We start from the raw sequence: 26,085 nt of genomic DNA, 5'->3' as shown, positions 1-26,085 counted from the left end.
AACAAACAGTGGGAATGCTATGGGAGTGCCGAAAATCGACGATGCGCCGTTTCTGGATCCGTCCGATCCGAACTTCTCTACCCGCTCCGACGCTGTACGCCGCGCCCGCGAGGAAAGTTGGTTTGCCCGAACGCCGTACGGTTTGGCCGTGCTGCGTTACGAAGAGATGAAAGAGATGATCATGCACCCGTCGCTGCGGCAGGGGTCCTACCGCTGGCCGGAGCACAACGGCACATCCGGTCTTTGGTCGCAATGGTGGAAGCGGATCATGCTCAATGTCGAGGGCGACGATCATCGGCGTTTGCGCAAGCTGGGCGCGCCGGCCTTCGCGCCCAAACTGGTCAGTTCTCTGATCCCGGAGTTCCAGGCGTTGTGTGACGAACTGATCTCGAACTTTGCGTCGGTCGGCAAATGCGAATTCATGGCGGATTTCGCCGAGCCTTACGCCGCGCGGGTGATCTGCTCGCTTGTGGGGGTGTCGGGCGACCAATGGCGCGAGCTGACCGACCACGCTGTCGAGATGGGCTATGCGCTTGGCGTAAACTATGCTCGGGACGAGCCTCGCGTGGATGCGGCCACAGAGTGGTTCTTCGACTTTGCCCGGGAGGTCGTCGCAGATCGCCGCGCCCATCCTCGGGAAGATTTCATCGGTGCGCTGATCTCGGCCAATGCCGACAAGGATTCACTCAGCGATCAAGAGCTTCTGGACATGATCGTGCTGTCGATCTTTGGCGGAATAGACACCACTCGCAACCAGCTGGGCCTGGCGATGGCGACGTTTGTCGAGCATCCCGAACAGTGGAAAATTCTCGGAAACGATCCTGACCTCGGACGTCAGGCGGTTGAGGAGGTGATGCGCGTTCGGCCGACGGTCACCTGGGTGACACGCGAGGCGATGGAAGATTTCGAATACAAGGGCTTGGCGATCCCGCAAGGCACGACAATCCATCTATTTTCTGAATCTGCCGCCACTGACCCCACGCATTTCGAACCCGGTTTCGATATCACCGTCAAACGCAAGCCGAATTTCGGATTCGGTGGCGGCAAGCATCATTGCATCGGCTCTCCCATCGCGCGTGGCGACATGTCCGAGGCACTGAAGATGCTGGCGCAGCGGTTGAGGAACCCGGTGCCGGACGGGCCCGCCGAATGGCTGCCAGACAGTGGTAATACGGGTCCTCTGTCCCTGCCGATCCGTTTCGACCCCGAGGAGCGTCGAATTGTTTGAGAAGCTGCTGCAAGAACATGAGGCAGAGGTCGTCCATGTCGGCCAATTTGACTACGCCTCGATCTTCCGCGAAAGGCGGTTGCGGCGCGACCAGTTTCTGCAATGGGCGCAGGACCCGCGGTTCGCCAACGTGGTTGCCTATTGGGACAGCGCCGACAATTTGATCGGTGGTTCGTCCTATTATACCGAACAGCAGAAGATCGACGCCGACAGCATTCGCCGCTACCCGGCAGAGCCCGGTGCCGTCGCAATCATCGCCGAAATGGCCGGAGAACCGGAAGAGGTGATGCCTCGCCAGGTCTTGCGCCGTCAGCTTCAGCGAGCCGAGGCAATGGGCTATGTCGTCGATGCCGGGTTCGAGTTCGAATTGATCCTGCTCGATGAAACCGACATGTCCGTGCGCGAGCGCGGATTCGAGAACCTCGAAAAATTCGCACCTGACAACAAATGCTGGTCGGGAACAACCGCAGCCATCCATGCCGAGTTGATCCGCGACCTGGAAGCCGAGATCATGGGATATGATGTCTGCCTCTTCGGTCTTGGGGTTGAGCTTGGCCCCGGTTGCCTCGAGGCGACGCTTGGAGCCACGCGCGGCTTGCGCGCGGCGGATGACGCGGCCTTCTTCCGGCTCGCAGCCCGCTCATGGGCAAGGCGGAACGACCTGACCGTCAGTTTCATGCCGTACCTGGGGCCCGATTATCCCGGGATCGGTGGCCATTGCACCCTGTCGTTGCGTGACAAGGCAAGCGGCGCGAACCTGTTCTCGGACGCGTCCGGCCGCACGAACGATCTGGCCAAAAGCTTTATCGCGGGGATGATCGACGTTGTGCCCGAGTGCTTCGCGATGTGCACAAGTTCGGTTAACGCATATCGTCGCCTCGCGCCGGGATCCTGGGCGCCCAAGGCCGTGACCTGGGCGGAATACACCTTTACCACCGCCGTGCGCTCGGTGCCGTCCGACTCCGACATGGCGCGGCTGGAATTCCGGTCGCCTCCGTCGGACTGCAACCCGTATCTGACCATGGCGCTGATGTTGGGCGCGGGGCTTGACGGGGTTGAGCGGGGGTTGAGCGCGCCCCCTGCGGCGCAGGCCGCGGGACCTGATGATGTGCCCGAAGGCGCACAGCGGTTCCCGCGCGATCTTTACGAGGCGGCGCACAGAATGGCGCAAAGCGATGCCGCAGCAAGATTGTTCGGTGATCGGTTCGTGCAGAACTTCACAGCCGCCTGCCTTGCCGAGGATGCAAGCCTGCGCACGGCCGTCAGTGCCGATGAGCGGCGCCGATACCTGGAAGCATAAACAAAAGAACCGACGGGGAACGAACGGAATGATACCAACGGATTCAGACTATCACCGCGAACGTGACGCAGAGGGACGAGACGAGCTGGTAAAGCGCGTCCGCCAGAAGATCGATGCGCTCGGGGTGGATTATATCTACTACCAATATATTTCGATCACCGGGCGGGTGATGGGCAAGGCCGCACCGGCCCGGCACTGGGAAACGCAGGCCCGCAAGGGCGTGCAGACCTGGATGGGTGGTGTGTCAAACGTTACTCCGAACTTTCAGGGCGAGTTGATCGGGTTTGACGCGAATGCGATGGAATGCATCGCCCTGCCGGATCCTGAGACCTTTGTGCAATTGCCTTGGGACAAGCGGATTGCGCGCGTCTTTTGCACGCTTTTCTACGGCATCGAAGACCCTGAAAAACCTGGGGAATACTACGAGTACGACACGCGTGGAAACCTCAAGCGGTTCGATCGCGAGTTCCGTGAAAAGCACAACGGCCTGTACCTGAAAGTCGGACTGGAACCGGAAATGCTGTGGCTCAAGCCGAAGGAGGGCGAAGTGCAGCCTTTCGAGGGCATGACACAACCTTTCGCCTATCATATCGGACAGTTCGAGGAGGTTCGCGAGGTCTGGAAACAGGTCTCGGATTACGCGCTCGCCATGGGGTTGGACATGATCCAGGGCGATTGCGAGGACAGCCCCGGCCAGGTCGAACTGAACTACCAGTTCGACGACGCGCTGCAGACCTGCGATCGGATGACGACCTATCGCCAGATCTGCGCCGAAGTCGCACGCCAGCGCGGATTGATCGCCTGTTTCATGGCCAAACCCTATATGGGTTACGCTGCCAATGGCTGTCATCACAATTGCTCGCTATGGACCGGGGGTCAGCGCGAGGTGCAGCAACTGACCAAGGACGACCTACCCGGTATGGAGGAAAACTGGGAATATTCGGTCGGCGGGACCAACGAATTCGAAAGCACCGAAGGGGATTGGCTACCGTCCGAGTTAGGCCATCATGCGCTCGGCGGTTCCTTGAAACATATCAACGCTTTGACCGCAATTGGTGCATCAACCGTCAATTCCTATCGTCGGTTCAATGATTTCGGGCTTTGGGCTCCGATCGGGGCGAACTGGGGGCTGCAAAACCGTTCCTGTGCTGTCCGGATTTCATCTCCCGACCGGTTCGAATTTCGTGCTGTGGATTCCATGGTCAACCCTCACCTCTTCTGCGGCGCACTTATCAAGGCGCTGGATGACGGCATCACCAACAAGATCGATCCGGGCAAACCAGAGGCTCGCAACGTGACCGAAATATGGATGAGCGGTGAAGAAGAAGTGAACTTGATCCCGCTTAACCTTCGCGACGCGTTGGAGGCGCTTGAGAAGGACGAGGTCATTCGTTCGGCTATGCCGGGCAAACTTTATGGCCTTTACCAAGAGTACAAGCAGGACGAATGGACCCGATTCCTGCGCGAGGTCACTAACTGGGATGTGGAGCGCTATCTGCACTGCGTCCCCTGATCCGCAATGACACGAGGCGCGGAGACCGGTGCCGCGTCGTACAAAACCGGAAAACCCGAAGCACCGGCGAAAATCAAAAGAACCAACAGGGAGTTGGAAACATGAAGAACCTGACACTGACCACCAGCGTTGCCGCGCTGGTTCTGGCTGGCGGCGCGGCCTCTGCACAAGAGCTCAACGTCCTGACATGGGAAGGCTATGCTGACGACAGTTTCATCAAGTCGTTCGAAGAGGCCTCAGGGTGCAAGGTAAACGCGACCTATGTCGGCTCGAACGACGATTTCGCGCCGAAACTGGCGGCGGGCGGCGGGGTCTACGACCTGATCACGCCGTCGATAGACACAACTCAATTGATGATCGACGCGGGTTTCGTGGAACCGATTGACACGTCGAAAGTCGACGCCTGGGGCGACATCTACCAGAAATTCCTGGATCAGGACGGCATCCAGGAGGGCGGCGAATATTACGGCGTGCCCTATACGTGGGGGTCTATCCCGTTCATGTATCGCAACGATGCCTTCGACACGCCGCCCACCTCCCTCAAGGCACTGTGGAGCGACGACCTGTCAGGCAAGATCTCGCTATGGGATGACAAATCGGCGCTTTATGTCGCCGCGCGACTGAATGGTAACATGAACATCTATGACCTCAGCGACGACGAACTGGCCGCCGCGCAGGCCAAGCTTGTCGAACAGAAACCGCTGGTGCGCAAATACTGGGCGACGGCGGGCGAACTGGTCGATCTCTACGCGGGCGGCGAGGTGGTGATCTCGAATACCTGGGGCGGCTACCAGTCGGCGCTTCTGGCGGAGCAGGGCATCGAGGTGACCGAGTTCATCCCCGAGGAAGGCGCTGAAGGATGGATGGACAGCTGGATGGTCGTCAAGGGCACACCCAACACCGAATGCGCCTACAAGTTCATCAACATGCAACTGAGCGAGTTGGGCCAGTGCGGCGTTGCCAATGTGAACGGCTATTCCGTCGCCAACCCGGTCGCGGCCAAGGCCTGCATGCCGCCTGAGCAATTCGAAGCGCTGCACCAAGCCGATCCGGACTATCTCGATAGCCTGCTGCTTTGGCAGCCGCTTGGCGAACGCCTCGAGACCTACACCAATACGTGGAACTCGGTAAAAGCCCAGTAACAAGGAAACGTGCGGCGGGGCTTGTGTGGACTTGCCCCGCCGTTCAAATCACAGGCTTGAACAACCATGCCCGCAATCATCGAGCTTTCGAAAATCAGCAAACACTATGGCTCCGTCATCGGGGTCGAGCACGTGGACCTCAACGTGGCGGACGGAGAGTTCCTGACGCTTCTAGGCCCATCGGGCTGCGGCAAGTCCACCTTGTTGCGGATGATCGGCGGGTTCGAGATGCCGACCACGGGCACGATCACACTTTCCGGGCAGGACGTGACTCACCTGCCACCGCAAAAGCGCGACGTGAATATGATGTTCCAGGATTATGCGCTCTTTCCGCATATGACGGTTGGGCAGAACATCGCCTACGGGTTGAAGATGAAGGGCATCGGCAAGAACGAAGCCCGGCGCAAAGCGGAAGACGCGCTGGAACTTGTCGGTTTGGTCGACAAGATTGACCAGCAGCCGCACCAGATGTCGGGCGGCCAAAAACAGCGCGTAGCGCTGGCCCGCGCCATCGTGCGCGAGCCCAAGGTTCTTCTGCTGGACGAACCTCTATCGGCGCTGGACGCCAAGTTGCGTGAGCAAATGCAGGTCGAACTCAAGCACATGCATGACAAGCTGGGGATTACCTTCATCATGGTCACTCACGACCAGACCGAGGCGCTGGTCATGTCCGACCGCGTCATCGTGATGGAAAGCGGGCGCATCGCCCAGGACGGCACGCCCGAAGAGCTTTATGAGCATCCGTTGACGCCCTATGTGGCGAACTTCATCGGCACAACCAATTTTCTGCCGGCCCGTATAACTCAACGCAGCGCACATGAAACCCGGTTGGATGTGGCCGGCCAGATTCTGACAACCCAGTTTGACAGGGTGCCACAGGGCGATCGCGTGCGCGTCGGTGTGCGCCCGGAAAAGGCGCGCTTCCTCAACGGGTCGGCGGCTCCGGGCAATATTTTGGCCGGCACGGTCAGCGAACACATCTACCACGGCACCAGCCTGCGCACTGCCGTTATACTGCCCGATGGAACCGAATTTTACGTGGACGCGATGCTGCCGTTTGGAATGGCAAGGGCAGACGCGCCCGCGATTGGCAGCGAGGTCCGGATCGGAGTCGAGCCCGAAAATGTACTTCTCTTTGACGCCGAGGATTGAATGATGGGGGGCACTTTCCTTTCGCGTCATTCCGCCAAGCTGGTCCTGGGCATCCCGATTCTATGGATCGTGCTGTTCATGCTGGTGCCCTACGGCGTGCTGCTGACCTACAGCTTCTGGATCAAGAAATACCCGCTGTTCGTTCCTGCCTTCCAGTTCGGCAATTACTGGACGCTTTTGACCGACCCGCAATACGTGCAGGTGCTCTTGCGTACGCTCAAGATCGCGGCGCTGGTGTCGGTTGCATCGTTGGCTTTGGCCTATCCCTTCGCCTATTTCCTGGTTTTCCGACTTAAGAACCACACTATCCGCGTGTTCCTGTTTATGGGTGTGATCGCCCCCTTGTGGGTCTCTTACCTGCTGCGCGCCTATGTTTGGAAAACCATTCTGGGAACCGAGGGTATCCTGAATTCCTTTCTGATGAACATCGGGATCATTGATGAGCCGTCCGGGATCTTCCTGTACAACCAGTTCGCGATGGTGCTAACGCTGACCTACATCTTCATCCCCTTCATGGTCATGCCCATCTATACCGCGCTTGAGAAGATCCCCGGCAATCTTGGTGAGGCGTCGGCAGATCTGGGCATGGGCGCCTTCGCGACGTTCTGGAAGATCACACTGCCGCTCTCGATGCCCGGTGTGGTGGCCGGATTTACCATGACGTTCTGCCTCAGCTTCGGAGATTTCATCGCGCCGTTTCTGGTGGGCGGCCCGGATGGCCAGATGGTGGCGAACGTGATGGTCTCGCAGTTCGGGGCGGCGCTGAACTGGCCTCTGGGTTCGGCACTGGCCGTGGTGATGCTGATCATTGTGCTGACAATCATTTCGCTTTCCGACCGGTTTGAACAGTCCGGAAAGGTCGAACTATGAGCGCCGCTTCCACCACTCTTGTTGCCACTGCACCCGCCAGGCGTGGCCGACTCGCCGCTGACAGCGGATTTGTCCTGATCGTTTCGCTGGTCATGGCGTTTCTCTACCTGCCGATCTGGATTCTCATCATCTACAGTTTCAATGACAACCGGACGCTGACCTGGCCGCTGACCGGATTCACCACGCACTGGTACGAGCAACTGTTCCAGAACGAGCAGCTGCTCACAGCCATCGGCAACAGTTTCTACGTTGCCACCTGTTCAACCTGCTTGACGCTGCTTGTGGGCGTACCCGCCGCGCTGGCACTCCACCGGTTCAGCTTCCCCGGCAAGACGATTTTCCGGCGGCTTCTACTGTTACCTATCGCGCTGCCGGGGATCGTGACGGGCATCTCAATGCTCAACATGTTCAAGATGTTCGGCTTCAACCTCAGTCTCGAAACCGTCATCCTTGGCCATGCCACCGCGCTTCTCGCGGTCGTGGTGACACAGGTTTTTGCCCGACTTCAACGGCTGCCCAAATCTCTGTCGGAAGCGTCATCGGATCTGGGTGCAAACCCGCTGCAGACATTCATCCATGTTACACTGCCGAACATTCGTACCGCGCTCATTGGTGCCGGACTTTTGTCCTTCGTCCTGTCCTTCGACGAGATTCCGGTCACGTTCTTCCTGACTGGCCGAGACAACACGCTTCCGATGTATATCTATTCGACCATGCGGCGCGGGGTGACGCCGGAAATCAACGCGGTCGGCACGATCATCGTACTCATGTCGCTGATCCTGATCATCATCTCGGTTGTCTTCACCGTGCGCGACAACACGAGCAAGGGGATTGCGTAGCGATGCGCATCTGCATTCTCGAAACCGATGTCCCTGCCGACGAGATGAAGAAGGAACACGGCGATTTTGCCGACATGTTCGAGACGTGGCTATCCCCAGCCCTGCCCGAAGCGACATGGGACAGGTTCGCGGTTCATAGTGGCGACAATCTGCCAAACGCCGACAGCTTCGATGGTTACATGATTACCGGCTGCCGCCACGGAGTGTATGATGATCTGTCATGGATGACGCCCTTGGCCGGGTTTCTTCGACACCTCAGGGACAGGCACATTCCGGTTGGAGGCGTTTGTTTCGGCCATCAGATCATGGCGCACGCCTATGGCGCCCAAGTCGAGAAATCAGGCGACGGATGGGTGTTAGGGGCTGACACCTACGACAACCTCGCGGCTTTTGCGATTCATCAGGACCAGGTGCAGTCAATACCCACCGGCGTGCGTCACGTCACGGGAAGCCCGCGCTGCCGGATTGGTCGCATCGCCTACGCGTTTCCTGCCTTGTCGGTCCAGTATCATCCGGAATTCACAGCAAGTTTCATGAAATCCCTACTTGACCACTATGGAGGTACACGGATTGACAAGTCGCTTACTGAAGCGGCGGAACAAACGTTGTCGCACCCCACCCATGTCGGCGATATCGCCCGTGATTTTGCCAAGATATTTCGATGCGCGCGGCCAAGAGATGCAGAAGCCACCCAGGAGGAGTAAATGTCCGTGATCCATGTGAAGGATAGAGACGGGTCAGAGCATACGCTAGAAGCCCGGCCAGGTCTGAAGATCATGGAAATCATCCGTGATGCCGGCCTTCCCATCGAGGCGGCCTGCGGCGGCTCCTGCGCATGCGCGACCTGTCATGTCTATGTCGCGCCCGGCTGGATCGCTCGCCTGGACCCACAGGATGATATGGAGGTGGATTTGCTGGATCTCGCGGACGCGGTCACCGAAACCTCGCGCCTGTCCTGCCAGATCGAATTCGATGAAACTTTGGATGGATTGAAGGTTGAATTGGCGCCGGAATGAACTGGCACTACGTCCGTCACCAAACGAGTGTGTCACATCTACTAATGCTCAGAGGTTTTGCTGTCCCAACTGCGGTCCATTGAAATATGGAAGCCTTTCAACACTGGGTGACCAGGTGCCGGATTTCTGCATTGCATCCATATAATCCGCAATTCCTGCAAGGGTCGAAAACCACACTTTGCGTGTTTTCAAAATGTCTTCGATCCATTTTTCAACCAATCGCCAACGTGCAAGTCTTCCGGTTAGAAATGGATGGAGGATCAGCATGAAAAATCCGCCGGCTTCGTACTGTGCCTCGAACTCTTCCCAAAATCCGGCGAGGGCTGCTGCAGGTGGCCGGACCGGCATCATGTAGCCAATTTCCTCGTAATGTGCGAAGGGCGGCCAGTCATCTGTGCCCCAATGGACCGGCATCTCGTATAGCCGGCCGTTCGAGGTCTCGATGGCATAAGGGATATCGTCCGCCATCATCGAGCTGTCATAGCGCATCCCATTTTCCTGCATGAGGTCCAACACTTCATCGGTAATGTTGTAGACCGGGGCGCGGTACCCTTGGGGAACCTGTCCGCAAATACGCTTATGCGCATCAAGCGTTCGCTCGAACCATTCGCGCTGGTTGCCATAGGTGGTGATGGGGTCCTCGTGAAGATATCCGTGATGTCCGATCTCATGGCCGTCCTTCAGGATTGCCTCTGCGGTCTCGGGATATTGCTCCAGGCACCATCCGGGAATGAAGAAGGATTGCTTGAGGCCAAATCGCCGATAGGTTTCGAGGATACGCGGCAGCGCGACATTGGGACCATAGCGCCCCATAGACGTTTGATAGAGGCGGCGATGACTGTCATCCGGGCGGGCGATGTGGATCAGGCTATCGGCATCCATATCGAAGCTAATCGCGACCGCGCATTTGGCACCATTTGGCCATGGGATCGGGTTGCGGATCATAGATTATTCGTGATCCAGAACATGCGCATTCTGGACTGCCCAGCTGAGCCATATCTGATCATCATTGTGCAAGTCCAACTCAATCAGGTCGCGTTCCTGCATCTGCACCTTGAATTCATGACCATCCGCGCTTTCCAGAAACAGCGTCACCATCGAGCCCACGAATTCCTCCGAGATCAATGTGCAAAGGACGCGGTTTTCGCCTGTGGGCTCTTCTCTTGACACGCTGACCAGGTCTGCCGACACGACGAAGGTGGCATCGGCCCCTACACTGCGCGCGGTATCCGGGGCTGTTGCGACAAATGCTCCCGAGGGTGTCGATATCGTAACCGTCTCGCCGTCCAAGGACGCCACTGTTCCCGACAGGATGTTGTTGCGGCCCACAAATTCGGCCACGAACCGATTGGCGGGCGCGCGGTAAATATCCTTGGGCGAACCGACCTGTGCAATTTCGCCCTGACTCATGATGACCACACGGTCGGCCATGGCGAAGGCTTCGGATTGCGAATGCGTGACATAGACGAACGTGATCCCCAGCTCCTTTTGAAGGCGGGTCAATACAGCCTGCATGCGGATCACCAGGTTGGCGTCGAGCGCCGATAGAGGTTCATCCAGCAGCAGCATCTTGGGCTCCATCACCAAAGATCGCGCCAGAGCCACACGCTGCTTCTGACCGCCTGACAATGTCGTAATGTTCCGTTCGGCAAACTCGCCGATTTCCATCCGGTCCAGCCACTCAAGTGCACGACGCTTGCGTTCTTCCTTGCCAACGCCGCGCATCTTCAGGCCAAACTCGACATTCTCTCGTGCGCTGAGGAACGGGAACAGAGCCAGTGACTGCCAGACCAGCGGTGTCTCACGCTCATGCGGCTTGACCTCGTTCATCAGATCACCACCGATGCGAATTTCGCCCGATGTAGGCGCTTCCAGACCGGCCAGCATCCGCAGCGTTGTAGTCTTGCCGCAGCCTGACGAGCCCATAATTGCCAGGAACTCTCCGGCATGGATATCAAGGTCCATTTCCCGGACGGCCACGAATTCACCGAAGTGTTTTTTTACGTTGCGAAAAGTAACGAGAGGCTCTGTCATGTCACGAATGGCTCTTCACTTGGCGGCTGATGAAAAATACCTGGGCCAGGATCACCAGCGTCATGGAGGTCAGGAATACGAATGTTCCGATGGCATTGACCTGCGGGTCGATATTGCCCTGGACAATCTCCAGGATGACCACGGGCACAGTCTTGTTCAGGCCCGACACAAACCACGAGATCGCAAATTCATCGAAAGATACGGCTGCGGTCAAACAGAGGGCCGATACGATCGCGGGAGCACAGAATGGGATGATGACATGGCGCATGGCTTGCCATTCGCTGCTGCCCAGATTCCAGGCGGCCGCCTCAAGATCGGGGTCCATCTGGTTCAGCCTGAGCCGGATGATGGCCATGGCAAACGGGGCCGTTAGCACTGAATGGGCCAGGATGATTGACCACAGCTGGCCGGACAGCCCCAGCTTTGACAGCCACGCCAGCATCGCCAAGGCCATGATGATCAGCGGAATGGTCGGCGGCAGAAGGATGAGCGCCAGATAGGGCCCCTTGAAGCGGAAGTTATACCGGAAATCCGAATAGGCGGTGCAAAAGCCCAGGAAGGTGGCCACCACTGAAGTGCTGACCGACACGATCAGCGAATTGCGTGCTGCAAGCCAGACATCCGGGTCGGCAAAGATTTTGGCGTACCATTCGGTTGAAAACTCTCCCAGCGGAATAGTAGGGAAGCGTTGTGAATTGAACGAAAACACCATGCTGAACAAGATCGGCGCGAAGATAAAGACAAAGATGCACAGCACATACATCGCCAGAATGATGTTGAGGGTACGGTTCTGGTTCATCTCGCGCCCCCTTTGCGATAGGCCAGCGCGATAGCGGCAAAGGCAATGGTAAAGAGTGTCGCCATCATCATGATCGCGACCACAGCTGCCCTTGGCCATTGCTGCCCGGATTTGGTGGTGTCGAGGATCAGGATCGGCAAAGTCGGCTCCTGCGATCCACCCAGATAGAAGGGGGCCACGAAATCCCCGAATGAGAGGATGAAGCAGAACAGCGCGGCCACGATCAGACCTGTCTTTGACAGCGGCAGCACAACGCGCCAGATGGTCGCCAGTGGTTTGCACCCGAGGTTGCGTGCAGCTTCGATCAGGGTTTTATCGACATTGGCCATGGTCACGGTTTGCAGGATCACCACCAACGGCAATGTCAGGGTCAGATAGCCAATGACCGTACCGAAATGCGTGTTCAGCATCTTGAACGGCCCCAGCCCGATCTGTCCCAGCATCGCGTTAACCACGCCACTTTCGGCCAGGATCACATACCACGAGAATGTACGCACCAGATATGAGGTGAAAAACGGGATGATCAGCAGGAAAATCGCCCAACGGCGCAGGTTGTCTGAGGCACGAAACGCCAAGGCGAAGGAAGCCGGAAAGGCAAGCAACATTGCCACCGTAGTACTGATCCCGGCAATGAAGATGGTGTACCAATAGCTGTCCCAAAAATAGCCACGAGACAGCATCTTCTGCCAGTTCACCATCTCGAAAGCTTCGGTCATGCGATAGTTCTTCACGACAAAGAACGAGATCGCGACCATGAAGAGAAGCGGGCCAACAAAGAACAGAAGCTGCCAGAAGATGATCGGCAACCGCCATGTCATGGCATAGAGATCAAACTTGCGCTTCACGAGGACCCGCCTTTTTTCGGCTGATCAGAACAGCCCTGGTCGGGCTGTACCGTTCAATTTTCCAGATGTTGCCCAATCAGGCGTTTTTGTATTCCGACCAGAAGTCATTCCAATCCTCGAGCGATTGCTGCTGAGGAATGTCACGGTAGTGAATACGGCCCTCGTTGATCAGGGCGATAGGATCATTGGCCATACCTTCCATCTGATGGCTACGCTTGGCCTCGGCAGGATCAACTTCCTGAAGCATGGCGCGGCCAGCTTTGGTGATGCAGAAGCCGGGATAGGCCACCATCTGCGCCGATTTCACCTGACCCTCGGGCGACAGCATGTATTGGATGAACTTGGTGCAGATATCCGCCTTCTCGCTGTCTTTGCCGATCGAATAGCTTTCCGTGAACTGGATGCCGCCTTCCTTCGGAATGGTAGAGGCAACCGGCGCGCCATCGCGTTCCAGCACACCGGTGATCCAGTCGCCGATGCCGCACATTGCCAGCATTTCACCATTCTTGAGGCCGTTGAATGTGCCCCCATAGTCAAAGAATCCACCAACCTGAGGCCGCAGCGACAGTGTGGTTTCTTGAACCGCAGACCATGCCGCGTCATCCAGATCCCACAGGCCCGCGCCGTTGCCGTTCTTTAGGCTCATCATGCCCAGGGTAGGCAGATGCCAGTCGAAATGGCCAACCTTTCCTTTCAGGTCTTCCTTCCAGAAAACCTCATAGCTTGCCGCTTCTTCGGCCGATGCAGCTGTGGTGTTATAGGAAACGCCCAGATGCCCGCCGCGTACCATCATCGAATAGAGCTTGTCGTCGGCCCAGTGGCCCGGGAATTTGGTGAAATCCTCGTGCAGCATGTCATCGAACGGATAATCCGCCGCGTTCAGTTCTTCGATATACCCGGCAGCATTCAACTGCTGTACAAATTCGGCGTCCGACAGGATGATGTCATAGGTGCCCGGAGGCGATTGCGCGATCAGCGCCAGCATGTTGTCGCCACCTGCGTAGTACTTGGGGACGAACTTAACGTTGTTGGCCTCTTCGAAGGCACCGACCATGTCGGGCTCGCCATGACCGTACCAGGCCAGCATGTTGATTTCCGTGGTCGAGGCCCAGGCCCGGCCAACAAAAGGAGCCGAGAGCGCCATACCCCCACCGATCCTTAGCACATCGCGACGTGTCGGTGTCATCCGACGGGTTATCAGGTGTTTCGGCTTCATTACATTTCCTCCGTGTTGTTCTGCGATGTTTCGTTGGCTGAACGCCGAATCCGGTTACACATTTTGCCGCAGATTTGTCCGAAGGATATTCCAGTGCGCGTTCAAAAGGAAATTTATCGTCAATATGATCTCATTACGAATGTTTATCCTGATTGATGTCCGAGGATTGCGATTCAAGCGTCGTTACAATGGCATCGATTGCCGCGTAGCCACCTGGCCCCAACTGCGCCTGACGCGCGAAGAGCCCTATGTGGAGAGGGGGCAATGCCGGAAGGCCATCCTGTTCGGTAAATAGGCGCATGCCGTCCAGAACGGTGGGGCCAGTCAGGCAGGACAAACCCAGCCCATCCCTCACCGCATGCTGCACGCCGCCAATGCCTGGACTGGAATAGGCGATGCGCCAGTCTTGCCCGGCCAGTTTCAAGGCCGTGGCCATGCGCTCCCGATAGACGCAGCCAAAGGGGTGGACCACAAGCGGAATATCTGCGTGTTTAGGGATCTCAAAATCCTTGGCCCCCACCCAAATGGGCTGTTCTTTCCAGTTTCGGAATAGAAATTGTTGATCGTCACCATCGAAGAGCGCCACTGCGATGTCGATTTCATTGCTACGCAACGCAGAAAGAAGATTTTTGGATAGATCGCACCTTATTTCGATTTCAACGTCCGAGAACTGTCGCACGACGTTCGTCAGGCAGGACTGCAGTGTGTTTACCGCATAATCCACAGGCAATCCTACCCGCAACTTGGACGATTCTTTCTGGTGCTCGAACTTCGCCACCGCCAGATCGTTTAGTCGCAGGATTTGCCGCGCATGGATGGCCAAGGACTCTCCACGCTCGGTTAGGGATATGTCTTTGCCTTCCCGCTTTATCAGAGCATATCCGACCGTGTCCTCCAATCGCTTTATCTGAAGGCTGATCGCTGGTTGCGTCCGGCCGAGGATTTCGGCGGCACGCGTGAAACTTTCCACTTCGATGACGGTCACGAAGGTCCGCAATAGTTCGGTTGAGAGGTTGACAACGCGCATGCCACAAACATTAGCGTTGAAAATGCTTGGAGAGCAATCATTAATGGAACGAATGATATCCCGTCATTCAAACAAGACGCTGACAGACTCCCCGCTGGCAATGCGGGTAATCGCCTTTGCAAACATCGGCGCGATAGAAATTGTGCGGATGGTCGAAGACGCCTCGACAGCCTCGGTGGCGCAAATCGTATCGGTGATGACCAGTGACCTCAGATCTGATGCGTCGATCCTATCGACCGCCTTGCCAGACAAAACGCCATGAGTGATGTAGGCTGACACATCAGCGGCTCCGTGTTCCAGCAAAGCTGTCGCAGCATTACAAAGAGTTCCGCCTGAATCGATGATATCGTCAACTAGCACACAGGATTTGCCCTCAACATCGCCGATGATGTTCATGACTTCCGATGATCCCGGCTTGTCGCGTCGTTTATCGACAATGGCCAGGGGGCTGGAAATACGTTTGGCCAATCCCCGCGCACGAACCACGCCGCCTACATCGGGCGAGACAACCATGATATTATCACGGCTGCTTTGCTGCTCGATATCGCGGACAATTTCGGGCACTGCAAAGAGATTGTCCGTGGGTATGTCAAAAAAACCCTGTATCTGCCCCGCGTGCAAATCCATCGTCAAGACCCGGTCGGCGCCCGCATGGGTTATGATGTTCGATACCAGTTTGGCCGAAATCGGTGTGCGTGGGGCGGGTTTGCGATCCTGGCGCGCATAGCCAAAATAGGGGATTACGGCAGTAATTCGTCCCGCTGATGCGCGCCGCAGTGCATCGATCAGCACCAGCAATTCCATCAGGTTGTCGTTGGCGGGAAACGACGTTGACTGGATGACATAGACATCGTCGCCTCGCACGTTTTCCTGTATCTGAACGAAAACTTCCTCATCGGCAAATCGGCGAACATTGCATTCTGCCAGAGGCACTCTCATATGCGCTGCGATTGCTTCTGCAAGCGGTCGATTGCTGTTTCCACAGACCAGTTTCATCTGTCGAGCCCTTTTGTGATGAGATTTTTTTGCAAATGTGCGCCGAGGTCAGAACCTAGACAGGAAAAGCCATCTCGGGTTTGTAGGTCTTGAAGCTCTCTAGATACTGCGCATTTGCTTGGCGCTGCCATTCGGTTCCCGGTTGAATGGCGGTGACGCATTTATATTTCTTGCGATATTCAGCGGTGTTTTCGTTTTCTTCCATGACGATAGCCACCATGCCAGCAACCTTGCCCTTTTGCTGCTCAACCAACTGTACCGCACCGTGCATGGTGCCGCCGGTCTCCACCCATTGATCCACAAGCAAGACCCGTGTTCCGGGTGCGAATGCCGGCAACCGCATCTCCATGGCCTGCGTCTGACCTGAGTAGTTGGTCATCGACGCCTGGTCTGTATCAACACAAAGCTTGCCCGGCTTGCGGATGGGCAAGAAACCCCGACCGATCCGCGCGGCGATACCGGCCGCCAGCACGAAACCCATTGCATCAAGACCCGCAACGACGTCGATTTCACCCGCGTCCAGATCAGCAACAAGATCGTCCAGCAGATCATGATAGGCTTTACCGTTGATGTAGATCGAGGTCGGGTCCAGCCAGGCGAATTTGTCGCCCTTGGTGTTTGGCGCCATGAGCGAGAAGTACCAGCGGTCGTCCCGGGGTCCTTTGTCGTGTGTCATTTGTACGTCTCCCTTATTTCCGTGTCAGGTCCATGAGGCGCTTCAGGCGATCGGGGTCGATGTTGTAAAAATCCCCTTCGAAATTGATTCCTGTCGCAACCATGAAAAGATCAACCGCATCGGCATATTGCTCTGCGTTGTCGGGTGTGATGCCCGAGGCAAGACCGAGGGCCGTATCACCGCAGCTGTCCCGAAAGGTCTCGATTTTGCCCACATCTGCGGCATGGCCGGTTGCCACGCCAGACGTCACCACGACATCCATGTAGCGTGTGGCGATGCGGGCGCTTTTGGCATAGTGGGCAGGGTCTACCTCGCGCTGTTTCTTGAACGCGGTGCCTCCGATATAGAGGCCCGTCCACCCGCTCGTTTTGCGGATATCGGCGATTTCTTCCGCCTCGGGCTGATCGTCCTCGGGTCTGCGTTCATCTATCCGCGCATCATCTGCCCAGTAGCCGTCGACCTGAGTGCCCTCTTCTTGCAACTGGCCCAGAATTGGGAACGCGAACTTACCGGTCACTGCGAGAAAATTCACTCCAATCCAGACATACGGAAAAGCCTGACGCATGTCCCTGATGATCGGAACCAATTTCTCTTTCTCGAAATCGTGATTGATCAGAAAAACGCCAGGACACCCACCGTTAATGGCCGTTTGAATGTTCCTGTTTGCCTGCTCGGCATCAAGCACGTGAATGACCGGGAGCACGACCGGGCCGGAGGCCCCGAAACTTTGCTGAAAGTTGTACCGGTTCATTTCTCGTCTCAACTCCATAGGTCTCGACAGTAAGTATCACTGGCCTTTCAATTTAGAAAATTTATAGTCTTTATTTGTTCATAAGGATTGAAAATGGCGCCCTTTTGAGACAACAGAATTTTGCGAATAGAGTTACGGCCCGTCGCCCTGCATTGAGCAATAGCCGCTCGCTGCAGATAGCCGCCTTTCAAACGTCTCGCGGCATATAATGCTTTGGGCTCTTCGGCAGCCATTGTCGCAAGTTAGGCCAACGGCCGCTTAAACTGCCTTAGAGGCAGAGCGGCTCAACTCACCTTTCCCGACCGCGCTCAGTTTGCGCTGATCGTTCATGATCTTTCGCAGCCATCTCACCGTTCCTTTTTCCTGCGGCCTGGATCCCGGTTGCATTCTTGACCCTGGCCTGTTCAATAATCCGGGAAACATCTTCCGGGCTTAGAGCTTTTGCCGCCATCTGCTGCGCAATGCTCACGTTAGGCAGTTTCTGCACATCATATTGCCGGCCTTCGCGTATGCCCTTGGCAAGCTCGCTGGCGGCAAGATCGCGCACCGTTGCGCGGTCTTTCTCCGGAACACCGGCTGCGCGCATCTCGGCATCGAGCTTGGCCAGGATACTGGCAGCCCCGCGCAGTTGAGGATCATCTGCCGCATCCTTCTGTTTCAATCGATCCTCAAGTCGATCCGGATGGCTTGTCTCGATCACGGCTTCATCGCGCTTCTGGACGGGTTCAATGTTGTCTTTTTCCGGGCTTCTCGCGCGTTCGATATCCCGAGCGCCCCACTCCCGCCGAAACGTCTGAATGTCGCGTTCCTCGCCGGTTTTCGGATCGCGGGATTTGACAGTGACGGCCTTTCTGCCATCATCGTAGATCGTCGCCCTGTCGCCAACCTTCAGCTCGTGCCGGTCGATCATGTCCGGCAAGGCCACGCCCCAAAGTTTATGCGTCCGCCCATCTGCAAGCTCCAGGGCGACATAGGGCGTAGACGAGGCCCCGTCGCGATCCCGGTAGGGTGCGGTGCCGATGCCGGTGATCTTGCCCTCGATGCCTTTCTGATAGTCAATCATCGGCACGACATTTGAAGCGGCCTTTAAATTGACTCGCGGCTCCGCCTCGGTTTCTGAACGGGTTCCGTTGGCGCTTTTGCCCGCGTCAGTCCGCTCAATGACACGCTCGCCGATCAGGTCGGCCCGACGGTTCGCCTCGGCCCGGTCTTTTTCGTTGGGCCGGTATCCCTGAACCCGGATGCCTTGGGCGGTGGCTTCGATCCACATCTCGCGGCGGAAATCCTCCGGGCCCTTTACTTTCATGGACGACCAGCCCCGATGGGCGGCAAGTTCGATCATGTCCATGGCGGTGCTGCGGTCTGCGTTCCTGGTATGCAGGCTGTCGCCGCGGTCGGAAATCGCGGGCCGCATGTCGTCATAGGCGCGGTACATATCCTGCCGATTGGCCTCTTGCGTTAGAATGAACCGATTATCAAAGCTGGGCGGCAGGGCAAAACGGTCTTCGCGTGGTTTTTCCGGTTGCGGCGTTTCGGGTTCGACAGAACCCTCTTGAACATTGTCGGACTTCATCGGTGTTGGAGTATCATCTGAGTTCTCTTGTTTTTCTTTGCCCCTCGCAGGTTCCCGCAATTCAACAGGGGTATCTTCAGCCAGCGGGCCTGGGGCCTGTTTGTCAGCGTCATTCAAAACTACGTTCAAATCATTATTTGCATCTGCTTCCGACATTATTACCTCTCAATTTATGCTTTCTCAGCAGCGCTGAGCTCGACACCCATGGCCGTCAGCAAGTCCCGCGTGCCGTCTCGTGTCGTCAGTTTCCCGGAGTTCTTGAGGGCCTCGAGTTTGGCCCGGGCGCCGGAGTGGTCAAGCTTCAGGCGTTCCGGCATGATCGTTTCGGAGTTAGCGATTTCCTCGCCGGTCATCGGAAGGCTGGCGGGCTGACCACTGGCGACATTTTCGGCGCGAAACTCTGCCAGCATGGAAATCCGGGCCAGCTCTTCCCGAACCGCTGCCAGATCCTCACGCTGGCGCTGGTTCTCGGCCTTCAATTCGGCCAGTTCGTCCTGGGTTGCGCCCTTGACGATCGAGAGAATGTCAGGCGGAGGAATGCGCGAGCGTTCCAGAAACACCTCTTCGGCGTAGAAGCGCAGCTTATTGGCTCTCACGGGTGGGTGTCCGGCGATGATCACGAGTGCCTGGGATTGATCCATCGCCAGTAATTCCTGCGGCATCATCAGGGCGCGTTTCTGTTCGCTGATGCTGATGGTGGTGCCCTTGCTGTCGATGAGATGCTTGGATTTGGATGTGCTGCGGCTCTCCATCGCGTGTGTCCCGAAGCGGTCCGAGAGGTTGCGCGCTTCTTTCAGGCTCTTCGGAGTGAACACGATCTCGACACCGGCATTGTCCATATAGGCGGCAGCGCCATCGGGGCCGTAAATGTCGGAGAGCTGTGCCGGTGTCTGGATGATCGTCAGAACGGTCAGGCCGTAGCCCGCGAAATATCCGATGCCACGCTTGAAGGAGGGCAGCTCGCCCACGGCGGCAAATTCATCCATGCAAAGAAGCACCTTGTGTTTCAGGGCGGGATTGGTTTCGGGCAGCTCCTGCATGTTTGCATCTACGCAGGACTGGAAGAAGAGATTGAGCAGGGGGCCGAGGCGCCCGAGATTGTTGGGCGTGATGCCCACATAGATTGACATGCGCCGCTTGCGCAGGTCGGCGAAGTCGAAATCCGAGTGGGACGTGGCCCGATCCAGCATCGGGTTGGCAAAAAGACCCAGGTTGGCGGTGATGGTGGATTTGACGCTTTCAAAGGTGTTCTCGGATTTCGAGATGAAATCCATGAGCGCCGCTTCGGTCTGCCAGGAGAGGGGACGGCCGTCTTTCTTGCGCTCTTCGATCCGGTCCTTGAAGGTCTTGGCCACGTTGCCGGTGAGTGTGAGCTGGCGGAAGATTTCGCCGAGAGTGAAGGGTAGGCTGGGAGTTTCCGCGAGATAGCCGCCGACGCCGACAAAGGCGGTCTGCGCGGCGCGATCAAAAAACGGATCTTTAGAGTGAACCGGGATAAAGAGATCGGCCAGGCGTTGCAGATCCTCGATCTGGAACTCGGTGCCCCGACGCACGGTCGAGAGTGGGTTCCAGCGATGGGTTTTGCCATTTGGCTCCAGCGGATCGAAGAGATAGACCTCCTGCCCGCCGCGCTTGCGAAAGCCCGCCGTCAGGGTCCAGTTCTCTTTCTTGATGTCGAGGATGACAGCGGAGCCTGGCCAATTGAGCAGGTTCGGCACCACGACACCGACGCCCTTGCCGGATCGGGTCGGGGCGTAGAGGAGCATGTGTTCCGGCCCGCCATAACTCAGCAGGTTTTTGGGCGTCAGGTTGCCCTTGGGGGAGATTCTCACATCCCCGCTATCTTCGACGGGCCGTCCCATCCTGTCGACCGGCTTGCCGTAGTGACGCGAGGGCAGGGGGCCGGTGAATCCTGCGATCAGGCCTATGCGTGATCTAAGACCTGCCGCCTTGATGTCGCGCTCAGCTGCAAACCGGGCCTTCCCGTGCAGATTGCCTTTGGGCTTGTTGGTCAGAAAGGCCAGCGTGATGAGCAGGGCAGGGGTGAGGCCAGCATAACCGCCCAGCTTGATCCATTTGGCGGTTTCAGCGCCTGCAAAGTCAGACAGGGCTAGCCGGGGCCAGAGAAGCAGATCGCTCATCGGATCAAAACTGAGGTTCAGGCCGCGGGCCGCGACGAATCCGGAAAGCGCTAACCCACCGCCAACGGACAGAAACCCGCAGAAGCCCAGGAATGCTCCCTTGGCCGCCGGCGAGAGGTCGGGCCATTTTTCGAGGATCACGGATTGGCCCCGCTGAGTTTGCGGCGCGGGTCGAAGTAGATTTCCGTGATACGAAACCGCCCGTCGCTGCGTTTGACCTGCACGACCACGTCGACCATCTGGAAGAGCATCTCCTTGATTTCCGTGCGCTTCAGATCGCGCCCCGCCTCGCTTTCCTTGACCAGCAGCGCCAACTGCTCGAAGGCCAGGAGCGCGCTGTCCGCATGGATGGTTGTGATCGAGCCGGAATGGCCGGTATTGACGTTGCGCAGGTAATAGAAGGCCGCGGAATCGCGCAGCTCCTGCAGCAGAATGCGATCGGGGCGCATGCGGAGTGCACTTTCCAGCAGTTGCCGCGCCGAGAGCTTCGCCTGTCCTTGGCCATCTTTCGAATAGATCAGTCGCACGTGGTTGGGCTGCGGGATGATCAGTTCCAGCGTGTCTTCGATGGTGAGGATGCGCTCGCTCTCGGGGATTTCACGGATCAGGGCTTTGGCGAAGGTGGTTTTTCCTGAGCCGGTAGCGCCGGAGACCAGGATGTTTTTCCGGGTCGCGACCGCGCGTTGGAGAAACGCCTTCCACGATCTCTTCGCGTGCAAATCGAGCAACTCTTGGTCCGTGGCCGACAGCGCCCCGGTTTCCGGCAGGATGTCGTCGAACATGCCCGCTGCATCGTAGTCTTCCAGCGTGAAGGCACGATCGGAAGGCTTGCGGATGGTGATGCTGATGGTTCCGGCAGGCACCGCGGGCGGGATGACGATCTGGATCCGTTCACCGCCCGGAAGCGACCCGGAGAGGATGGGCTTTGTCGGTGAAATCGACTGCCTGGTGTAAGTCGCCACGGTCGTCGCAAAACTGCTGAGATGGCCAAAACTGAGCGCGTCGATCTGTTCTCTTTCCCAGCCCGCATAGCTTTCAATGAACAGCTCCTGCGGCCGGTTGATACAAAGCTCGATCACCTCCGGCCGCGCGAGGTGGCGTTGAAGTGGCGCCAGAAAGGAGGCCAACCCGGCAGGGGCCAGGTTAGTTGTTTGGTGAGCGTCAAGCGGTGGCTGGGTTCCATCGGGCATTCGGGCTCACCGGGATTTCAAGCGATAGACGTCGGAAAAATCCAGATCGCGTGCGACCATGACCGCGACCTCTTCGCCCTGGTTCTTGCGCAGAACGATCGGTACGTTGATCGTGCTTTGCAGTTCCGTCTGGGCCAGGTTGCTGGCCCCGTTGGTGGTGTTCTCGATCGTGTCGGCATTGCTGGAACTGACCACAAGCGCGGCCAGTGTATCGTCGATCACCGACAGCAGCATCGTGCCGCCGAACCGGGTCCAGAACTTGGTGTCGATATCGCCATCAAAACCGGCGCGGCCAAGCCCGTCGGTTCCGGCAGAATCCAGCGTGACGATCACGCCATTGGGCGTTTCCGCCCGGGTCCAGATCACGAAGAGACGCTGAGTCCCGCGCTGCAACCCGCCACGATATTGACCGACGATCCGCGTGCCTTTTTCCAGAAGAACGACGGTACCAGTGGTGGCATAGATGTCATCGGTGACGGTACAGCGCACCATGCCGGGCTGCGAGGAATCCATGGCCGTGTCCAGCACGCAGGGAATGATCGTGCCTTGGGTGATCGTCAGATGCGGATTTGCCAGGACGGTCGCGCGGCTGCCGTCGAGCTTTGTCGGTTTCAGATCACCGGCAAGACCGGAGGTGCCCTGTGCGTCCGTCGACGATCCGAAGAAACCGCCCTCGGCGGGTGTGGCTGCATCCGTTGCCGGTTTTGCCGGCAATGCGCCCTCATAGGCCATGAGCGGCGCCCGTTTGGAACTTTCAAAGAGCAGCTCTGCCTCGGATGGTTCCGCAGGCAGCACCGCCTGTTCGTTCCGGATCTGCTCGATCGGACCAACGGCTGGGGTGTCGACCTTCACCGCCGCTGGTGTGACAGCCTCGGGCTGTGGATCGGAAATCTCCGCCGGCTGAAACTCCCCGCCCGCACGAATGCGGCGGGTGCTTTCCGCCACCGTCTCGGTGGGTTCTTCTTTGGCCGAGGGCCATTGCAACCAGGCCAGCACACCCAGGAAGGCGATGCCTGCCGCCAGCCCAAGCTTTTTGCCGAACTCTGCGCCACCTCCTTTGCCGGAGGCTTCGGTGATCGAGGTGATGCCTCGCTCGCCTTCCAGGGTTTGTCCTTCGCTCGGATGATCCTGATCCTTTGCCATCAGTTTGGCCCTCCGATGATTTCGCGCTCGACCACATGGCTGGTGGTGCCGGTGCTGATCGTGGTGTGCCCCTTGCCGACACCCATGTTGTAGATCGCTGTCACCTCCCGCCCGAGCCGCAGGCGGATCTCATGGGCCACGCCGTGTACGATGACCTCATTGCGATGAACCGTGGTATTGGCCAGGCGCTCTTCGCCATCGGCGCTGACCATGTAGACGGCCGGCAGACGATTGCTGCGCTTGAAACTCAGCACCGTCATGTCGCCATTGTCATACACCGACGCGGGCTGCAGGCTGCGCGACCCGGCGGCCAGGTATTTCCAGTTCTTCGTCCCGGAATGGGCGACGGAGTCAGACAGGCGGGCGCGCGCCGCCTGTTCCTGCGCGGCCTGGCGTTCCGATGCGCGCGAGGCACGGCGCGCTTCGGCCTCATCACGGGGATAGCGGAACCGGACCTGGAAATAGACATCGCGGTTGTTCGCCATGATGTCACCTTCGCGGGTGATGAGCTCGAAAGAATAGGTTCGTGTCGTGCCGTCGGACCGGACGGTTGCGATCTGCAGGTTTGTCGGCGGATGCGGCTCGCGGGCTTTCAGATAGAGGATGTTGCCCCGTGGTTTGAATTCCCAGGCAACCGTGTCGCCGCCGCCGACATCAAGGATCTCCTCGGACTGGTCGAAGACGATCTGCACCGCCGTGCGCACCGTGCCGACAACACGCACCACGTCCCATTCATTGTAGTTGACCGAGCGGACGCGGCTGTCGGAACTGCTGGGATTGGGTACGTCCAAAGCCAGGGCAGGTGATGCGGCCAGCATCGCGGCGGTGGTAAGAGCGATCAGGCGTTTCATTGGATCACCTCCGGGTCTGCGCGGTAGTCGGTCACGACAAAGCCGAGCGGGTTGATCATACGGTCCTGCGCACTGATTTCCGCCTGACCGTCGAACGTATAGGTGAGCGTGGCGACCCATTGGCTGCGCCGCTCGAGGTCTTCGTCTTCGTGCTTGGTGATCCGGTAGAAGCGCACTTGCGCCAGCCCATCATCCAGGAACGAGACCGACCGGATTTGAACCTCGGCCTTGGTTTTCTTGCCAAAGAGATATTGCGGACTGTCGGGATTGGATGCGTTGTATTGCGCCGAGAATTCGCCCTGTTCTTCGGGGCCCGACATGATCTGCACATGGTCAAAAATCGTGCTGCGCGCCGCATAGGAATAACCCTCGCGGGTGCGCACATAGAGCGCGAGGAAATACTTGGCGACGGCCTCGTCATAGTCTTCCTGACCATCCGTGAGCGCTGTCATGACCTCGGGCACACCGGTGGCCTGATCGACGCGGATCACGAAGGGCTCGACGGATTTGAGCGGCGCGAGGGCGGCAACGGCGATCACGCTGGCACAGGCCAAGACGCTGGCCATGCCGGCGATGGTCCAGGCCAGACGGGTTGAACGCCGCGCGGCCAACAGCCGGTCCTGGTCGAAGGTGCGGGCCTCGGCAAGATACGCCCGAAGTTCCTTGTCATTCTGGATCATTCGAGACCCCCGACCGTCTGACTCCGATCTCGGCCTGTTTGCGTTGAAGGGCTTCCTGATAGTCCCATTGCGTAGGATTGAGCGGGCGTACGACCGACCCCTGAACGTCAGGCAGGGGAGTCGTTGAGGCGCATCCCGCTGCGAGGAGCAGGGCAAGAAATGTGAATTTGTTCATCGGTTGACCTTGATCAGTGAATGGAGGTGCGGGAGATGTCCCGCGCTACGTTCGTGTCGCGCTCCCCCGGGCACCGCCTGAGCCGCCGCGCGTTCGAATGCCAAGATTGCGTTCGATGGAGCGCTGCAACATGCCCGTCGAGGCCTGCGCACCGGCTGAAAGCCCGGAGGCTACGGAGGGAATGAGAAGGAAGAAGAATATCGAGCACAGGAGGCCGCTTACGTAGGCGCCCCAGGCGACGCCGATATCAAGCACTGATGTTTTCGTGTAAATGCTACCCAGCAAACCGACAATTACGATTGTCAGTACGATGACAAGCAATTTCACCAATGCAAAGTTCAGGACCTGCCCCAGCCATGCGAAGAACCACCCCCGCGTCGCATCAAACAGGGCAAAACATATGAACAATGGGCCTATTGCCGCCATCACAGCGAGGGCGAACGTAGTCAACAAGCTGACAACAAAAGAAATTGCCGCGAAGAAGAAGGCAGCGACAAGAATAACGATAGAAATTATTCCGCCGATAATCACACCAGTCCAGCTCTCGCTCGCGTATTTCTCCTGTACTCTGTCGGAAAACTCGTGAGCTTGAACCATAACTGAATCCCCCGGTATCGTCCCGGAACCACCTGTGAGTGAATTTACGAAATCAGATGTGCCATCAGTGATCGTGCTTCCAACCCAGTTCGTATAATCTCCCGCTGAAGAGACGAGGGACCAAATGATAGCGAGCTTGATACCGCGAATGGCGAAATCAAGAGCGGGTTCCTGAATTGCGCCCCGCATGATCGCAACACCATAGAGAATTAGGTACAATGTCATTGCAGCTGTGAGCGGAGCGGTGAGAGCCGACGACATGTTTCCGGCAATGGCGTCAGCCTTTGACGTCACATTGCTTATGAAATTATCGTAAAGGCCCTGCCACATT

Annotated in this window: 25 protein-coding genes; 9 read left to right on the top strand and 16 right to left on the bottom strand. The window is 57.7% G+C overall.

Translation table 11 applies throughout. From position 1 onward, the window contains the following. Nucleotides 1-19 precede the first annotated feature (19 nt). From RBB29_RS16135 to RBB29_RS16095, 9 genes are all read left to right on the top strand, one after another. On the top strand, nucleotides 20-1,228 hold the full coding sequence (locus tag RBB29_RS16135) for a cytochrome P450 (RefSeq protein WP_306115059.1): 1,209 nt from the start codon (nucleotides 20-22) through the stop codon (nucleotides 1,226-1,228). Continuing rightward, nucleotides 1,221-2,528: a hypothetical protein gene (locus RBB29_RS16130; protein ID WP_306115058.1), complete on the top strand. Its 1,308-nt coding sequence runs from the start codon at nucleotides 1,221-1,223 to the stop codon at nucleotides 2,526-2,528. The genes RBB29_RS16135 and RBB29_RS16130 overlap by 8 nt, the downstream gene beginning before the upstream one ends. After that, complete coding sequence (locus RBB29_RS16125; RefSeq protein ID WP_306115057.1) at nucleotides 2,500-4,041, top strand: glutamine synthetase family protein; 1,542 nt, start codon at nucleotides 2,500-2,502, stop codon at nucleotides 4,039-4,041. Before RBB29_RS16130 ends, RBB29_RS16125 begins: the two co-directional genes overlap by 29 nt. A 101-nt stretch (nucleotides 4,042-4,142) precedes the next feature. Then, nucleotides 4,143-5,183, top strand: coding sequence for an ABC transporter substrate-binding protein (locus RBB29_RS16120; RefSeq protein ID WP_306115056.1), 1,041 nt, complete (start codon nucleotides 4,143-4,145; stop codon nucleotides 5,181-5,183). Between the two features lie 66 nt (nucleotides 5,184-5,249). Next, nucleotides 5,250-6,335 carry an ABC transporter ATP-binding protein gene (locus RBB29_RS16115; protein WP_223118368.1) on the top strand — a complete coding sequence of 362 codons (1,086 nt, stop codon included), beginning with the start codon at nucleotides 5,250-5,252 and terminating at the stop codon, nucleotides 6,333-6,335. Further along, a complete protein-coding gene (locus RBB29_RS16110) occupies nucleotides 6,336-7,205 on the top strand; it encodes an ABC transporter permease (RefSeq protein ID WP_255612176.1) in 870 nt (289 codons plus the stop codon). Then, the gene (locus RBB29_RS16105; protein ID WP_223118370.1) at nucleotides 7,202-8,044 is read left to right on the top strand and encodes an ABC transporter permease; all 843 of its coding nucleotides are present in this window, start codon (nucleotides 7,202-7,204) and stop codon (nucleotides 8,042-8,044) included. Before RBB29_RS16110 ends, RBB29_RS16105 begins: the two co-directional genes overlap by 4 nt. Nucleotides 8,045-8,046: 2 nt before the next feature. Continuing rightward, nucleotides 8,047-8,748: a type 1 glutamine amidotransferase gene (locus RBB29_RS16100; RefSeq protein ID WP_306115055.1), complete on the top strand. Its 702-nt coding sequence runs from the start codon at nucleotides 8,047-8,049 to the stop codon at nucleotides 8,746-8,748. Next, entirely contained in the window at nucleotides 8,749-9,060 is a 312-nt protein-coding gene (locus RBB29_RS16095; protein ID WP_223118372.1) for a 2Fe-2S iron-sulfur cluster-binding protein, read from the top strand. Nucleotides 9,061-9,108: 48 nt separating this feature from the next. Here RBB29_RS16095 and RBB29_RS16090 read toward each other — a convergent pair whose 3' ends face one another. The 16 genes from RBB29_RS16090 to RBB29_RS16015 form a co-directional block, all read right to left on the bottom strand. Then, nucleotides 9,109-10,005, bottom strand: a complete 897-nt coding sequence (locus RBB29_RS16090) for a polysaccharide deacetylase (RefSeq protein ID WP_306115054.1) — start codon at nucleotides 10,003-10,005, stop codon at nucleotides 9,109-9,111. 3 nt (nucleotides 10,006-10,008) lie between these two features. Further along, nucleotides 10,009-11,094, bottom strand: coding sequence for an ABC transporter ATP-binding protein (locus tag RBB29_RS16085; RefSeq protein ID WP_306115053.1), 1,086 nt, complete (start codon nucleotides 11,092-11,094; stop codon nucleotides 10,009-10,011). 1 nt (nucleotide 11,095) lies between these two features. After that, nucleotides 11,096-11,893: an ABC transporter permease gene (locus RBB29_RS16080; protein ID WP_306115052.1), complete on the bottom strand. Its 798-nt coding sequence runs from the start codon at nucleotides 11,891-11,893 to the stop codon at nucleotides 11,096-11,098. Continuing rightward, complete coding sequence (locus tag RBB29_RS16075; protein ID WP_306115102.1) at nucleotides 11,890-12,711, bottom strand: ABC transporter permease; 822 nt, start codon at nucleotides 12,709-12,711, stop codon at nucleotides 11,890-11,892. The genes RBB29_RS16080 and RBB29_RS16075 overlap by 4 nt, the downstream gene beginning before the upstream one ends. A gap of 103 nt (nucleotides 12,712-12,814) precedes the next feature. Further along, a complete protein-coding gene (locus tag RBB29_RS16070; protein ID WP_306115051.1) occupies nucleotides 12,815-13,954 on the bottom strand; it encodes a spermidine/putrescine ABC transporter substrate-binding protein in 1,140 nt (379 codons plus the stop codon). A gap of 133 nt (nucleotides 13,955-14,087) precedes the next feature. Then, nucleotides 14,088-14,981 (bottom strand): LysR family transcriptional regulator, encoded by an 894-nt coding sequence (locus RBB29_RS16065; protein ID WP_306115050.1) that lies wholly within the window; start codon nucleotides 14,979-14,981, stop codon nucleotides 14,088-14,090. Between the two features lie 63 nt (nucleotides 14,982-15,044). Next, complete coding sequence (locus tag RBB29_RS16060) at nucleotides 15,045-15,977, bottom strand: ribose-phosphate pyrophosphokinase (protein ID WP_306115049.1); 933 nt, start codon at nucleotides 15,975-15,977, stop codon at nucleotides 15,045-15,047. Between the two features lie 55 nt (nucleotides 15,978-16,032). Beyond that, the gene (locus RBB29_RS16055) at nucleotides 16,033-16,653 is read right to left on the bottom strand and encodes a phosphoribosyltransferase family protein (protein WP_306115048.1); all 621 of its coding nucleotides are present in this window, start codon (nucleotides 16,651-16,653) and stop codon (nucleotides 16,033-16,035) included. A 13-nt stretch (nucleotides 16,654-16,666) separates the two neighbouring features. Next, nucleotides 16,667-17,404, bottom strand: a complete 738-nt coding sequence (locus tag RBB29_RS16050; protein WP_306115047.1) for a BtpA/SgcQ family protein — start codon at nucleotides 17,402-17,404, stop codon at nucleotides 16,667-16,669. A 289-nt stretch (nucleotides 17,405-17,693) separates the two neighbouring features. Continuing rightward, the gene (locus tag RBB29_RS16045) at nucleotides 17,694-19,133 is read right to left on the bottom strand and encodes an LPD7 domain-containing protein (protein WP_306121182.1); all 1,440 of its coding nucleotides are present in this window, start codon (nucleotides 19,131-19,133) and stop codon (nucleotides 17,694-17,696) included. Between the two features lie 14 nt (nucleotides 19,134-19,147). Then, on the bottom strand, nucleotides 19,148-21,259 hold the full coding sequence (locus RBB29_RS16040) for a type IV secretory system conjugative DNA transfer family protein (RefSeq protein WP_306115044.1): 2,112 nt from the start codon (nucleotides 21,257-21,259) through the stop codon (nucleotides 19,148-19,150). Further along, nucleotides 21,256-22,308: a P-type DNA transfer ATPase VirB11 gene (gene virB11 / locus RBB29_RS16035; protein WP_306115043.1), complete on the bottom strand. Its 1,053-nt coding sequence runs from the start codon at nucleotides 22,306-22,308 to the stop codon at nucleotides 21,256-21,258. The genes RBB29_RS16040 and virB11 overlap by 4 nt, the downstream gene beginning before the upstream one ends. Before the next feature lie 6 nt (nucleotides 22,309-22,314). Continuing rightward, a complete protein-coding gene (gene virB10 / locus RBB29_RS16030; protein WP_306115042.1) occupies nucleotides 22,315-23,451 on the bottom strand; it encodes a type IV secretion system protein VirB10 in 1,137 nt (378 codons plus the stop codon). Beyond that, the gene (gene virB9, locus RBB29_RS16025) at nucleotides 23,451-24,302 is read right to left on the bottom strand and encodes a P-type conjugative transfer protein VirB9 (protein ID WP_306115041.1); all 852 of its coding nucleotides are present in this window, start codon (nucleotides 24,300-24,302) and stop codon (nucleotides 23,451-23,453) included. Before virB9 ends, virB10 begins: the two co-directional genes overlap by 1 nt. Then, nucleotides 24,299-24,982: a virB8 family protein gene (locus RBB29_RS16020; protein ID WP_306115040.1), complete on the bottom strand. Its 684-nt coding sequence runs from the start codon at nucleotides 24,980-24,982 to the stop codon at nucleotides 24,299-24,301. The genes virB9 and RBB29_RS16020 overlap by 4 nt, the downstream gene beginning before the upstream one ends. Nucleotides 24,983-25,202: 220 nt before the next feature. After that, complete coding sequence (locus tag RBB29_RS16015; protein WP_306115039.1) at nucleotides 25,203-26,084, bottom strand: type IV secretion system protein; 882 nt, start codon at nucleotides 26,082-26,084, stop codon at nucleotides 25,203-25,205. Nucleotide 26,085 lies beyond the last annotated feature (1 nt).

It is taken from the genome of Roseovarius sp. MMSF_3359 (assembly GCF_030733385.1).
Lineage (GTDB): Bacteria > Pseudomonadota > Alphaproteobacteria > Rhodobacterales > Rhodobacteraceae > Roseovarius.
The sequence above is the reverse complement of the archived record's forward strand: the minus strand, read 5'-3'. Positions and strand labels throughout refer to the sequence as shown.

Excerpts from the sequence above, each read along its gene's own strand:
- RBB29_RS16135 (WP_306115059.1), top strand. The coding sequence starts at position 20 with ATGGGAGTGCCGAAAATCGACGATGCGCCGTTTCTGGATCCGTCCGAT.
- RBB29_RS16125 (WP_306115057.1), top strand. The coding sequence starts at position 2,500 with ATGAGCGGCGCCGATACCTGGAAGCATAAACAAAAGAACCGACGGGGA.
- RBB29_RS16120 (WP_306115056.1), top strand. The coding sequence starts at position 4,143 with ATGAAGAACCTGACACTGACCACCAGCGTTGCCGCGCTGGTTCTGGCT.
- RBB29_RS16115 (WP_223118368.1), top strand. The coding sequence starts at position 5,250 with ATGCCCGCAATCATCGAGCTTTCGAAAATCAGCAAACACTATGGCTCC.
- RBB29_RS16110 (WP_255612176.1), top strand. The coding sequence starts at position 6,336 with ATGATGGGGGGCACTTTCCTTTCGCGTCATTCCGCCAAGCTGGTCCTG.
- RBB29_RS16105 (WP_223118370.1), top strand. The coding sequence starts at position 7,202 with ATGAGCGCCGCTTCCACCACTCTTGTTGCCACTGCACCCGCCAGGCGT.
- RBB29_RS16100 (WP_306115055.1), top strand. The coding sequence starts at position 8,047 with ATGCGCATCTGCATTCTCGAAACCGATGTCCCTGCCGACGAGATGAAG.
- RBB29_RS16095 (WP_223118372.1), top strand. The coding sequence starts at position 8,749 with ATGTCCGTGATCCATGTGAAGGATAGAGACGGGTCAGAGCATACGCTA.
- RBB29_RS16090 (WP_306115054.1), bottom strand. The coding sequence starts at position 10,005 with ATGATCCGCAACCCGATCCCATGGCCAAATGGTGCCAAATGCGCGGTC.
- RBB29_RS16085 (WP_306115053.1), bottom strand. The coding sequence starts at position 11,094 with ATGACAGAGCCTCTCGTTACTTTTCGCAACGTAAAAAAACACTTCGGT.
- RBB29_RS16080 (WP_306115052.1), bottom strand. The coding sequence starts at position 11,893 with ATGAACCAGAACCGTACCCTCAACATCATTCTGGCGATGTATGTGCTG.
- RBB29_RS16075 (WP_306115102.1), bottom strand. The coding sequence starts at position 12,711 with ATGACATGGCGGTTGCCGATCATCTTCTGGCAGCTTCTGTTCTTTGTT.
- RBB29_RS16070 (WP_306115051.1), bottom strand. The coding sequence starts at position 13,954 with ATGAAGCCGAAACACCTGATAACCCGTCGGATGACACCGACACGTCGC.
- RBB29_RS16065 (WP_306115050.1), bottom strand. The coding sequence starts at position 14,981 with ATGCGCGTTGTCAACCTCTCAACCGAACTATTGCGGACCTTCGTGACC.
- RBB29_RS16060 (WP_306115049.1), bottom strand. The coding sequence starts at position 15,977 with ATGAAACTGGTCTGTGGAAACAGCAATCGACCGCTTGCAGAAGCAATC.
- RBB29_RS16055 (WP_306115048.1), bottom strand. The coding sequence starts at position 16,653 with ATGACACACGACAAAGGACCCCGGGACGACCGCTGGTACTTCTCGCTC.
- RBB29_RS16050 (WP_306115047.1), bottom strand. The coding sequence starts at position 17,404 with ATGAACCGGTACAACTTTCAGCAAAGTTTCGGGGCCTCCGGCCCGGTC.
- RBB29_RS16045 (WP_306121182.1), bottom strand. The coding sequence starts at position 19,133 with ATGTCGGAAGCAGATGCAAATAATGATTTGAACGTAGTTTTGAATGAC.
- virB11 (WP_306115043.1), bottom strand. The coding sequence starts at position 22,308 with ATGCCCGATGGAACCCAGCCACCGCTTGACGCTCACCAAACAACTAAC.
- virB10 (WP_306115042.1), bottom strand. The coding sequence starts at position 23,451 with ATGGCAAAGGATCAGGATCATCCGAGCGAAGGACAAACCCTGGAAGGC.
- virB9 (WP_306115041.1), bottom strand. The coding sequence starts at position 24,302 with ATGAAACGCCTGATCGCTCTTACCACCGCCGCGATGCTGGCCGCATCA.
- RBB29_RS16020 (WP_306115040.1), bottom strand. The coding sequence starts at position 24,982 with ATGATCCAGAATGACAAGGAACTTCGGGCGTATCTTGCCGAGGCCCGC.
- RBB29_RS16015 (WP_306115039.1), bottom strand. The coding sequence starts at position 26,084 with ATGTGGCAGGGCCTTTACGATAATTTCATAAGCAATGTGACGTCAAAG.